Genomic DNA, 12,037 nt, shown 5'->3' with positions numbered 1-12,037 from the left:
CGCACCAGGTCCGCTGCCGCACCGGGACATCGCGGGGCCTCCACCGAGCAGTGCCGCCGCGCACTCACCAGGCCGGTGCGGCGCCTCGCGGCCTGCCGCTCCGGGCGACTCATGCCCGGAGTCCGGCCGGTGCCCTGCGCGGGAGCGACGCCCGGACGCCGCCGGAACGCCCCGGGGCCGGGAGGGCCGAGCGGACCGGTGCGGAGAACGGTGACGCGAACGGAGACCGGCATTCGCACCGGCATACGCACCCGCACCACCAGCCGCCACATGGTGCTGCCGAGCGGCCCTGTGCCGGGAGAGAAGACGGGATCGAGTGCTCATGCCGACCGACGGTAGGGACGATCAGGCGCCCGCTGTGATCTTGCTCAATTCCCGTGGACAACGCTCAAGTTGTGGATACCGCCGTCACCCACCTCAGCGATACCAGCCCACCGACGAGACCGACCCGCACGGTCTCGCCGCCGGGTCTCGCCACCGGGTCTCACCGTCGGCGGAAGCGCCCCTCTCCCCGACCGCGGAACGCCCCCTCCTCCGGCGGCGCCCCCGCTCACTTCAGTGAAACGACCGTCCCCAGCAGCCCCGGCCCGGTGTGCGCCCCGATGACCGCGCCCACCTCGCTCACGTGCAACTCCCCCAGCCCCGGCACCCGTTCACGCAGATGCCCGGCGAGCTGGTCGGCACGCTCCTGTGCCGCAAGATGGTGCACCGCGATGTCGACGTAGGCGTCCCCCGCCCTCTCCACCACGATCTCCTCCAGCCGCGCGATGGCCTTCGAAGCGGTACGCACCTTCTCCAGCATCACGATCCGCCCTTCCGCCAGCTCCAGCAGCGGCTTGACGGCCAGTGCCGACCCGAGGAGCTTCTGCGCCGCACCGATCCGGCCGCCACGGCGCAGGTAGTCGAGCGTGTCGACGTAGAAGTACGCGGAGGTCCCCTCGGCCCGCTTCTCCGCCGCGGCCACGGCTTCCTCCAGCGAGCCGCCGCCCTCGGCCGTACGGGCCGCCTCCAGGGCACAGAAGCCCAGCGCCATGGCCACCACGCCGCTGTCCACGACGCGCACCGGCACCGGAGCGTCACGGGCGGCCAGCACCGCCGCGTCGTACGTCCCGGAGATCTCGCTCGACAGGTGCAGCGAGACGATGCCCTTGGCACCCTCAGCCGCCATCTCGTGGTAACGCTCCGCGAACACGGCAGGGCTCGGCCGTGAGGTGGTCACAGGGCGCCGCTCACGCAGCGCCTCGGCGAGCGAACGCGCCGAGATCTCCGTGCCCTCCTCCAGCGCCCTGTCTCCGAGCACCACGGTCAGCGGCACTACGTCGATCCGGTGCTGTGCCAGTGCCGACGGCGGAAGGTAGGCCGTGGAATCGGTGACGATCGCGACCTGGCGGGCGGTGGTGCGGGACATGGAGGGAGGCTACCGCCGTCTCAGGAGGCGCTCTGCGGACGCCCCTTCTCGAAGCCCGGCGGGACGTCGCCGCGCCCCAGGCCCAGGCCACGGGCGCGGTCCTGATCCCCGTCACGGCCGCGCTCCGGCTCGCGCCCGTCCGGCCCCTCGATCTGCTCCCGGTCCCCGCCGCGGTCCCGTCCGAGGCCGGGCTCCGGCGCCCCCTCGTCCTCATGGCCCAGGGCCTGCCCGTCGGGGTGCCAGTGCCGCAGCGCGCCCGACTCGACCTCGATCTGCCGGCGCAGTGCGTCCAGCCCCTCCGCGTCGTACCGGCTGGCCCTGTCCTGCGCCGCGAAACGCAGCGAGTCCGCGGAATCCTTGATCCGTGCGACGCGCTCACGCACCTCCGGCATGAGTTCGGCCGTACGAGCCTTGTCCGGCTCCCGGTCCATCAGCAGCCGCATCTCGCCGTCGAGCTGCCGCGCGTGCTCGTGCAGACGGTCGAGCAGGCCCAGCGCTTCCTGCAGCGAGGGGTCCCGGCTGATGTCCGACTCCAGGGCGCGGCGCGTGCCGTCGATGGACGTGCGCAGCTCCAGCCGCTGCCGTGCCAGCTCGCCGACCGGGCCGGGCTGGGCGCCCCTGGCCTTCAGCGTCGTCTCCTCGACCGTGCGGCGGACCTGAGAGCCCGTGCGCTCGACGCCGCGCTGCACCGCCCGTGTCACCCGCACCGCCGCGATGACGCCGAACGCCACGAAGAGCACGAAGAGCAGTGCCAGCACGCCGATGACGAATTCCACGAGCAAGCTCCCTCATCCGTCCGCTACGGCCCGTCCCTCTCCACCCTAAACGGACCTGGCGGGCGAGGCGTTCCACGGAGCCCCGACCCTCCCCTCACCCGCCCCGTAGGGGACGGGCGGTCCCGGACGGAACTCAGCCCGGTACGACGTTCACCAGCTTCGGCGCCCGCACGATCACCTTCCGGATGCCCGCACCGCCCAGCGCGCCGACGATCGCCGGCTCGGCCAGCGCCTGCGCCTCCAGCTCGGCCTCCGAGATCGACGGGGAGACCTCCAGCCGGGCCTTGACCTTGCCCTTCACCTGCACCACACAGGTCACGGTCTCGTCGACCAGGTAGGCGGGGTCGGCGACGGGGAAGTCCGCGTACACGATGGTCTCTTCGTGGCCCAGCTTCCGCCACAGTTCCTCGGCCACGTGCGGCGCCAGCGGCGCGATCAGCCGCAGCATCCCCTCGGCCACCGAACGCGGCACCTCACGCAACTTGGTGACGTGGTTGTTCAGCTCTGTGATCTTCGCGACGGCGGTGTTGAATCGCAGCGCCGCCAGGTCCTGCGTGACTCCGTCGACGGCCTTGTGCAGCGCACGCAGCGTCACCTCGTCCGGCTCCGTGTCCACGACTGTGACTTCGCCGGTGGCCTCGTCGACCACGTTGCGCCACAGGCGCTGCAACAGCCTGTACTGGCCGACGACCGCACGCGTGTCCCAGGGACGCGAGACGTCCAGCGGGCCCATCGCCATCTCGTACAGACGCAGCGTGTCCGCGCCGTACTCGGCGCAGATCTCGTCCGGAGTGACCGCGTTCTTCAGGGACTTGCCCATCTTCCCCAGCAGCCGGCTGACCCGCTCGCCGTCGTGGAAGTACTCGCCGTCCACCTCTTCGACCTCGGCGGCCGGTACGGCGATGCCGCGGCTGTCCCTGTGGACGAACGCCTGGATCATGCCCTGGTTGTACAGCTTGTGGTACGGCTCGACCGCGGAGACGTGCCCCAGGTCGTACAGCACCTTCGTCCAGAAACGCGCGTACAGCAGGTGCAGCACGGCGTGTTCGGCGCCGCCGACGTACAGGTCGACGCCGCCGTGCGGCATGCCCTCGCGGGGGCCCATCCAGTAGCGCTCGACCTCGGGGGCGACCAGCTTCTCGCTGTTGTGCGGGTCCAGATAGCGCAGCTGGTACCAGCACGAACCCGCCCAGTTGGGCATGGTGTTGGTCTCCCGGCGGAAGCGCCGCGGGCCCTTGCCGTCGCCCAGGTCCAGGGTGACGTTCACCCACTCCTGGTCGCGCGACAGCGGCGTCTCCGGAACGGTCTCCGCGTCGTCCGGGTCGAAGGTGCGCGGCGAGTAGTCGTCGACCTCCGGCAGTTGCAGCGGCAGCATCGACTCGGGCAGCGAGTGCGCGACGCCTTCCTCGTCGTACAGGATCGGGAAGGGCTCACCCCAGTAGCGCTGGCGGCTGAACAGCCAGTCACGCAGGCGGTAGTTGACCGTGCCGGCGCCGATGCCCTCGCGCTCCAGCCATTCGGTCAGCCGTGCCTTGGCCTCGGTCACGCCCAGGCCGTCCAGACTGACGCCGTCCGCCGCCGAGTTGACGATCCGGGCGTCGTACGAGACGAACGCCTCGTCCCACGAGCGGGTGTCCGTGCCACGGCCGTCGGACGGCTCCACCACGCACCGCATCGGCAGCTCGAAGGCGCGCGCGAAGGCGAAGTCGCGGTGGTCGTGCGCCGGGACGGCCATGATGGCGCCGGTGCCGTAACCCATCAGCACGTAGTCGGCGATGAAGACCGGGGTCTGCTCGCCGGTGACCGGGTTCACGGCGTAGGCGCCTGTGAACACACCGGTCTTGTCCTTGGCTTCCGCCTGCCGTTCGACGTCCGACTTGGCGGCGGCCTGCGCGCGGTAGTCGGCGACGGCCGAAGCCGGGTCCGCGTGGCCGCCCGTCCACACGTCGTGGGTGCCTTCGGGCCACACCGCCGGCACGACGTCGTCGACCAGCGGGTGTTCGGGCGCCAGCACCATGTAGGTCGCGCCGAACAGGGTGTCCTGGCGGGTGGTGAAGACCTCGATCTTGTCGTCGCCTACGGGGAATTCGATACGGGCGCCCTCGCTCCGCCCGATCCAGTTGCGCTGCTGCAGCTTGATGGCCTCGGGCCAGTCCAGGCCGTCCAGGTCGGACAGCAGCCGGTCCGCGTAGGCGGTGATGCGCATGTTCCACTGGCGCAGTTCCGCCTTGAAGACGGGGTAGTTGCCGCGCTCGGACCGGCCCTCCGCCGTGACCTCCTCGTTCGCCAGTACGGTGCCCAGCCCGGGGCACCAGTTGACGGGAGCGTCGGAGGCGTAGGCCAGCCGGTACTCGCCCAGGACTTCGGCCCGCTGCACGTCGCTCAGTTCGTCCCAGCGACCGAATCCGTCCGGGGTCTCACGCCTGCCCGACGCGAACTGCTCGACCAGCTCGTCGATCGGGCGTGCCCTGTCGGCCTCGGTGTCGTACCAGGAGTTGAAGATCTGCAGGAAGATCCACTGGGTCCAGCGGTAATAGTCCGGGTCGATCGTGGCGACGCCCCTGCGCTGGTCGTGCCCCAGGCCCAGACGGCGCAACTGCGCCTTCATCTGGACGATGTTGGCCTCCGTCGAGGCGCGCGGATGCGTGCCGGTCTGCACCGCGTACTGCTCGGCGGGCAGCCCGAAGGCGTCGAAACCCAGGGTGTGCAGGACGTTGTGCCCGGTCATCCGCTGGAAGCGGGCGAAGGCGTCGGTGGCGATGTATCCCAGCGGGTGCCCCACGTGCAGCCCCGCACCCGACGGGTACGGAAACATGTCCATGATGAACTTCTTGGGCCTGGCCACCACCGCGGGGTCCCCGGCCAAGTCACCGTCGCCGGGGTTCGGGGCCTCGTACGTGCCCTGCTTCTCCCAGAAGTCCTGCCAGCGCGCCTCGATGTCGGCGGCCAGTGCCGCCGTGTAGCGATGGGGAGCCGCGCTCTCCGCGGCAGTCGTCGTCTCGGTCATCGTCCTCAAAGCTCCATCGGTCGTCTCTGCCGAGCGCAAATGAAAAAGCCCCTCGCACAGGAGGGGACGCCGCGCCGATTCCGGTCCTCCCGAGCTCGTCGGTCGGGGACCGGGACTGATCAGCGCGGCCCGCTAAGCAGAAGGCGTACGGCACGCATGCGGTCAGGGTACCGCAAGGCTGACGCGGTCTCTCACGGGTTTCCCCCTGTGACGCCCCTGCAGCGCAGAGCCTGCTCCGAACAGCGAAGAGCCCTCGTCAGCACGGTGACGAGGGCTCTCACGAAGGGTCAACGCCGGCCTTGTCCGGGTGCGGTGTGGCCGGGTTCGGGTGCGGTGTGGCAGGACGGAGTTCCGTCACTGGCGCGCAGCTGCGTGCCCACATCGATCTCCGACCGCTCGGCCGCAAGCAGCCGGAGCGCTTCCGCGGCGCTGATCTTCCGGCGCGGGGTCACCAGGCTGACCAGTACGCCGACGACGAGTGCCACGACAAGCGACGGGATGACCGGGTTGCCCCAGTACTCGGTGAGGGATTCGCTGAGATTGACGGTGGTCGCGGCGGCCGCGCCGCCGATGATCGCGCCGAGGCCGCCCTGCCACGTGGCCCGGTTCCAGAACTTGCCTAGCAGTGCGGCGATCAGCAGTCCGGTGAGCACCGTCGCGATCATCGTCGTGATGTATTCGATGATCGTCTCGGCCAGCAGGGCGCCCCCCAGCGCGAACACCAGCACCGCGACCAGAGCGATCCGTGAGTAGAACACCATGTTGTGGGCTTGCGGCATCTTCCCGGTGACCATCTTGCTGACGTCGCGCAGGAAGATCGTCACGCCGGTGATCGCTTCGGAGTCCCCCGACGACATGGTCGCCGAAAGCCCGGAGACGAGCAGCAGCGCACCGACCCATACCGGGAAGACCTCGGTGGCGAGAGTGGGGAACGCCAGGTCGGGGTTGTCCATTCCCGGGCTCAGGGCCTGCGCGGAAAGCCCGACGATGGGCGGAGTAATCGCGAATGCCGCGAACAGCACTCCGACGATGGCGAAACTGCGGCGCGCTGTTCGCGTGCTGTCCGCCGAGTAGATTCGCTGCCTGTGCGAGGGGGTGGCGAGAACTCCGACCGCGATCACCACGGCCATCGAGATCGCCGGGATCGTGCCGAGAGTCTCGACACCGAGGAAGGATGTCGCCTCGGCGGGGGCCTTTTCGTTCATGGAGTCGAAACCCCCGGCTTTGACCAGTGCCAGAACGGCGATCGCGGAGAATCCCAGGAACAGGATCGTGCCCTGGACCATGTCGGTGACCACGACCGCCCAGTAGCCGCCGATCACCGTGTACAGGCCGAAACCGACCGCGACCACGACCTTGGCGAGCGCCATGTTCATGCCGGTGAGGAAGGAAAGATACAGCGCCCCACCGAGAATGTGCGCGCCGAGCCAGCCGACCGTGGCGAGGAACAGGACCACGGCGACCGCGCCTTTGATTATCCGGTTCGCCCCGTAGTAGTAGCTCATCTCCTCCGGGAAGGTCATGAACCCGTGCTCACGAACGTCGGCGAACAGCCAGAGGAGCAGGAAGATGCCCGCCGCGCCGCCCAGCCCGTACAGCGCGCCTGCCCAGCCGTTGGTGTACGACAGGCTGACCGCACCGAGACTGGATCCCGTGCCGACCAGCGTGGCCAGTGCGCTTCCGGTGACGAACGGTATGCTCAGTCGCCGTCCGGCGAGCAGGAAATCCTCCCCGGTGCGGTTGCGCCGGGCGACCCAGATGCCAAGGCAGAGCATGAGCACCACGGAGCCGATGAAGGCGAACAGGTACACGGAGCTGGATTCAGCGATCTTGTTCATGGGCGAACCTTCTGTTCCTCAGGCGGTGGAGCTTCTCCGGACCGGCAGAAAAGCACCCGCAGAGCTTTCGGTGGCGACCCCGTCCAGCGTCGCGAACGCACCGTTGACCAATACGGCGCGAACGTGCTCCGGGAACCGGCGCGGAGCCGCAAATGTCGCGTGATCCTCGATCTGTTCAGGACTGGCGACGACCAGATCGGCGGCGGCGCCCTCTCGGACGACACCTCTCCCAGGAATCCGGAAGCGCTCGGCGGGCAATGCCGTCATTCTCCGGATCGCTTCCTCGAGAGTCAGCAACCCGCGCTTGCGGACGTATTCGGAAAGTATCCGGGCAAAGGTCCCGTACATTCGCGGGTGGGTGTACGGCGACTGAACGGGCAGGCCGTCCGACCCGATAAGGGACCACGGCCAGGAAAGTGCGGTCGTGACATCGTCCTCGTCCATCTGGAACATGACGACGGTGAGTTCGCCCTGCTCCTCGGTCATCAGCCGGCAGAGGCATTCCGCGGCGTCGACGCCGCGCTCGTCCGCCACATCGGACAACCGGGCACCCTCATAGGCTTCGTTGCCGGGCTGCCGGAAGCCGGCCAGGAGGATGCCCTGCGCGCCCAGCGCATGGAAGCTGTTCTCCTGCCGCTGCCACGGCCGGTGCATGCTCGCGACGATCCTCGCGCGCTCCGACGGGGTGTCCAGCAAGGCGAGGAGGCCTGGAACACCGTCCGCGAGGGCCCAGTTCGGGAACAGCGCCGCGGCGGTCGTACTGCCTGCCGCGTACGGATAGACGTCCGCCGTGATGTCGATCCCCTCGGACCGCGCGGCGTCGAGCACGGCCAGGACTTCCGGCATGCGCCCGCGGTTGCGCGGCGAGACCACCTTGAGATGACTCAACTGAACCCTGACGTCGCTGCGTCGGGCGATGTCGAGCAGTTCCCGCAGCGAGTCGATGACGTCGTCGCCTTCGCTGCGGATGTGTGCCGCGAGAACCCGGCCGCGGGCCGCGACGACGCGCGCCAGCGCCACCAGTTCGGCACGGTCGGCCACATCGCCGGGTGCGTACATCAGGCCCAGCGAAAGGCCGGCCGCGCCCCGTTCCAGCGCCTGATCCAGATCACGCGTGGCGCGGGCGAGTTCGCGGGCGTCCAGCGGCCTGCGGGCGTAGCCGGTGATCGAGGCGCGCAGTGCCCCGTGCGGCACCAGCGCCACGGCGTTCGTCCGCAGCCCGGTCGTGCTCAGACGGTCCAGATACTCCGGGAAGCTCTGCCAGGAGACAGCTTCCGGGAAACGGCCGAGAACCGGGCCGGAATATGACGCTTGCAGCCGTGGGTCGGTGGCGACCGGTGCGCAGCCGTGCCCGCAGTTGCCGATCACGTCGACGGTCACGCCCTGCATGACCTTCGACTCGACGCCGCCCGGCCGCAGCAACGCGAGGTCGTCGTGTGCGTGCGCGTCGATGAATCCCGGAAAGACGACCGATCCCGAAACATCCATGACGTGGGCGTCGATGCCGGACGGTATGCCGGTCACGGCACTGATCCGGTCGCCCTCCACCAGCACGTCGGCCCTGCGGCGTCCGGCACCTGTCCCGTCGACGACCTCGCCGCCGTGCAGCAGTACCCGGGCCGGACTCACGCCGTCATCCCTTCCGCCAGCGCGGTGTCCGCCCGGAGCCGGCCGGCCGCCTCGTCGGCGTCGGTGACCACCGGGCTGGACTCGGCCTCGGTGGACAACGTCTTGACTCCGTTCCCGGTGAGCATGCACACGACGGTCTGATCCGGGCGGATCGTGCCCTGCCCCCGCAGGGCACGGACCGCCACCAGTCCGGCGGCGGCACCGGACTCGATCAGCAGCCCTTCCCGGTGCGCGAGTTGGTTCACGGCCTCGCCCGCATCGGCATCGCTCACAGTCGCCATCGCGCCGTCCGTTTCGCGCACCAGCCGCAAGGTGTATGTGCCGTCGGACGGATAGCCGCGCAACGGATCGGATATCGCCGAGATCCGGGTCCGCACGTTCTGCCAAGGGGTGACTTCGGCCGCCTCGCGGGCGAAGGCTTCCGCGACCGGCGCGCAGCCTTCGGCCTGGACCCCGAGGATCCGCGGCAGCGCCACGACCTCGCCCGAGTCGCGCAGCTCCCGGTAGGCGGTCACGATGCCGTGCACGAGGGGGCCCGCACCGACCGGCACCACGATCCAGTCGGGCGCACCGGCCAGTTGGCTCGCCAGCTCATATCCGGCACTCTTCAACCCGGCGACGGCGACCGGATTGACGAAGGTCGTGGTGAGGTTGATCCACCCGAAGCGCCCGGCCAGTTCCCGCGCCGCGCGGAAGGCGTTGCTGTAGTCCCCGCGCACCCGCAGCACCGTCGCACCGTGCGCGCGTGCGACAGCGGCCTTCCCCGGAGGCACCGCCTCCGGCATCAACACCACCGCCGGCAGGCCCGCGCGAGCGGCGTACGCGGCTGTCGAGCCCGCCGCGTTGCCACTCGATGCGCACACGACGGCGCTCGCTCGCTGCCGCACCGCCTGCGCCATCCCCACCGCGGTCGCCCTGTCCTTGAAGGAGCCCGAGGGATTGAGGTGATCGAGTTTGAAGACCAGGTGCTCGACGCCGCACCAGGCTGCCGCGTCGGCTGCCGGCACGACCGGGCTGCCGCCCTCGCCCATGCTCAGCCACGAGGTGTCCGCTGTGATCGGCAACCGGCCCGCGTAGCGCCACATCCCCGGCAGGCTCGTGGTGTCCGGCAGCGGATGCGCGGTGGGAGGGAGTACGACCGCCCCACCGCAGTGGCCGCAGTAGTCCGGGAACCTCATGCCCTGACTGCGGCCGCACATGGTGCACCCACCGGTGGCTTCGAACGATGCGGGCTGTGCCAACTCATTCCTCCACGCCGGCTCGCAATCACGCGCACTTGCATATATTGCAAGTAGCTTGCGTATAATGACGAAAAGCTAGCGGGGCTTTCTTTGCGCCGTCAAGGGAGCCGACGTACGTGGCCGTCGGCACGCAGCGAGAGGATGGGTGCATGAGTGGGAGCCTCCGGCGCGGACTCAGGGTCCTTGCCGCACTGTCCGGCGAACCGGCCACCGCGAGTCGGGTGGCGGAGTCCCACGGCGTCAGCCTCTCGACTGCCGTGCGACTGCTGCAGGTTCTCGTCGAGGAAGGATTCGCCAGACGCGACGAGTCGGGCAGGTATCACGTCGGCAGCCAGCTGCTGCAGGTCGCGTACCACGTCGTGGCGTCGATGGACGTCCGCGAGGTGGCAGCCCCGATCCTGCGCGGACTCAACACGCAGACCGGGCAGACGGTGCACCTCGGTTACTTCGAGAACCCGACGGTCCTCTACGTGGACAAGTACGCCGGACGCGCACCGGTTCAGATGTATTCACAGATCGGCATGCCCGCACCACTGCACTGCACGGCCATGGGCAAGGCGGTCGCCGCGTCCCTGCCGGAGACGGAACGATCCGCGCTCGCCGCGAGCCTCGACTACGCGGTGAGCACCGACCGGACGATCACCAACGCGGAGGACTACCTGCGCGAGCTGGAAACCGTCCGGCAGCAGGGCTACGCGCTCAACCTCGGTGAACACGAGGCCGTAATCTCAGCCGTCGCCGTGCCGATCAAGCAACCGGACGGGCGCGTGCAGTACGCGATCGATCTGGCCGTACCCAACGTGGTTGTGAACGAGGACGAATTGCGGGCCTTCATACCGCAAGTGCTCGCGGCCGTGACGGACATCGAGCGCGCCCTCGGGTACTGAGACCTGCAACCCGCTTCCCGGAACCCGCAGCCCCGGCCAGGCATGACGCTGGACCCAACCCACGACGCCGCACCACCCAGGGGCCGCAGGGGGCGAAGCCCCCGCCAAGGGGCGAATTCGAGGGGTCGTTGCAACACAAGTGATCAACTGGCTGTTGCCAGGAGCTTAGCGAGGCGCTCGGCTGGGGTTTCCCAGCCGAGCGTTTTGCGTGGGCGGCTGTTGAGTTCGGCTGCGACGGCGTCCAGGTGGTCTCGGGTGTGGACGGACAGGTCTGTTCCTTTCGGGAAGTACTGTCGCAGCAGGCCGTTGGTGTTCTCGTTCGAGCCGCGCTGCCAGGGGCTGCCGGGGTTACAGAAGTAGACGGGGATGTCGGTGGCGATGGTGAATGCCTGGTGGGCGGCCATCTCCGAGCCCTGGTCCCAGGTCAGAGACTTCCGCAGGTGCGGCGGCAGGTCCTTCACGGTCTCGGCCAGCGCGTCTCGGGTGTTGCCCGCGCTGTGACCGGCCGGCAGGTGGACGAGCAGGACGTAGCGGGTGGCTCGCTCCACGAGGGTGCCGATCGAGGACTTGTGATCCTTGCCGATGATGAGGTCGCCCTCCCAGTGGCCGGGAACGGCCCGGTCGGCGGCCTCAGCGGGACGATCGCTGATCATCACCATGTTCGGGATGCTGCGGGGCTGGCGCTTGTAGGACTGTCGGTGGGGCCGGCGCCGTGCGCGACCGGTTCGCAGGGCTCGGGTCAGCTCGCGGCGGAGTTCTCCGCGGCCCTGGACGTAGAGGGCCTGGTAGATGGTCTCGTGCGTCACGTGCATCTCCGGCCGGTCGGGAAAGCGTGCACGCAGAGCGTGGCAGATCTGTTCCGGGCTCCATCGCAGCGTGAGGTGGTCCTGGATGAAGTCACGCAGCTGCGAGTTCTGCCCGATCTTGCCGGGCTTGGGACGCGGGCGCCGCTGTTCGGCTCGGCGATGGGCGGCATGCGGGCGGTAGACCCAGCAAGACGCGTCCCCGCGTAACGGCATGCCGTTACGGCGTACTTCTCGACTGATCGTGGACGGGCTGCGGTCCAGCTCGGTGGCAATCTGCCGGATCGAGGCGTTCTCCCTCAACCGGTCGGCTATGTGGATGCGGTCCTTCTCCTGGAGGTAGCGCGAGGAGCCGGAAGCCGAAGCCTCGACATGGATCGGAGGCTTCGGCTTCCCTGTAGGCGGCGCATGCCAGCCGTTGCGCCATCTCTTGCCGGTCCGCAAGTTG

The 12,037-nt window shown here is 69.3% G+C and carries 8 protein-coding genes; 1 reads left to right on the top strand and 7 read right to left on the bottom strand.

What is annotated here, in order from left to right; genetic code table 11:
* Positions 1-550 precede the first annotated feature (550 nt).
* The 6 genes from AN215_RS17020 to thrC all read right to left on the bottom strand — a co-directional run bounded on the left by AN215_RS17020 (position 551) and on the right by thrC (position 9,836).
* Positions 551-1,408, bottom strand: coding sequence for a DegV family protein (locus AN215_RS17020; protein WP_070014021.1), 858 nt, complete (start codon positions 1,406-1,408; stop codon positions 551-553).
* 20 nt (positions 1,409-1,428) lie between these two features.
* The gene (locus AN215_RS17015; RefSeq protein ID WP_070014020.1) at positions 1,429-2,184 is read right to left on the bottom strand and encodes an FUSC family protein; all 756 of its coding nucleotides are present in this window, start codon (positions 2,182-2,184) and stop codon (positions 1,429-1,431) included.
* Positions 2,185-2,317: 133 nt separating this feature from the next.
* A complete protein-coding gene (leuS, locus tag AN215_RS17010; RefSeq protein ID WP_070014019.1) occupies positions 2,318-5,191 on the bottom strand; it encodes a leucine--tRNA ligase in 2,874 nt (957 codons plus the stop codon).
* Positions 5,192-5,478: 287 nt separating this feature from the next.
* Positions 5,479-7,029: a sodium:solute symporter family protein gene (locus tag AN215_RS17005; RefSeq protein ID WP_070014018.1), complete on the bottom strand. Its 1,551-nt coding sequence runs from the start codon at positions 7,027-7,029 to the stop codon at positions 5,479-5,481.
* Positions 7,030-7,047: 18 nt separating this feature from the next.
* Positions 7,048-8,583 (bottom strand): N-acyl-D-amino-acid deacylase family protein, encoded by a 1,536-nt coding sequence (locus tag AN215_RS17000; protein ID WP_139140753.1) that lies wholly within the window; start codon positions 8,581-8,583, stop codon positions 7,048-7,050.
* A gap of 71 nt (positions 8,584-8,654) precedes the next feature.
* Positions 8,655-9,836, bottom strand: coding sequence for a threonine synthase (gene thrC, locus AN215_RS16995; RefSeq protein WP_070014016.1), 1,182 nt, complete (start codon positions 9,834-9,836; stop codon positions 8,655-8,657).
* A gap of 212 nt (positions 9,837-10,048) precedes the next feature.
* Here thrC and AN215_RS16990 point away from each other — a divergent pair, with 212 nt between their 5' ends.
* Positions 10,049-10,786, top strand: a complete 738-nt coding sequence (locus AN215_RS16990; protein ID WP_070014015.1) for an IclR family transcriptional regulator — start codon at positions 10,049-10,051, stop codon at positions 10,784-10,786.
* A gap of 143 nt (positions 10,787-10,929) precedes the next feature.
* On the opposite strand, the gene AN215_RS16985 is transcribed toward AN215_RS16990, so the two are convergent.
* On the bottom strand, positions 10,930-12,037 hold a 1,108-nt coding region (locus tag AN215_RS16985; RefSeq protein WP_107374389.1), incomplete at its 5' end, for an IS30 family transposase.

The sequence above is a fragment of the Streptomyces abyssalis genome (assembly GCF_001751365.1).
Classification (GTDB): domain Bacteria; phylum Actinomycetota; class Actinomycetes; order Streptomycetales; family Streptomycetaceae; genus Streptomyces; species Streptomyces abyssalis.
The sequence above is the reverse complement of the archived record's forward strand: the minus strand, read 5'-3'. Positions and strand labels throughout refer to the sequence as shown.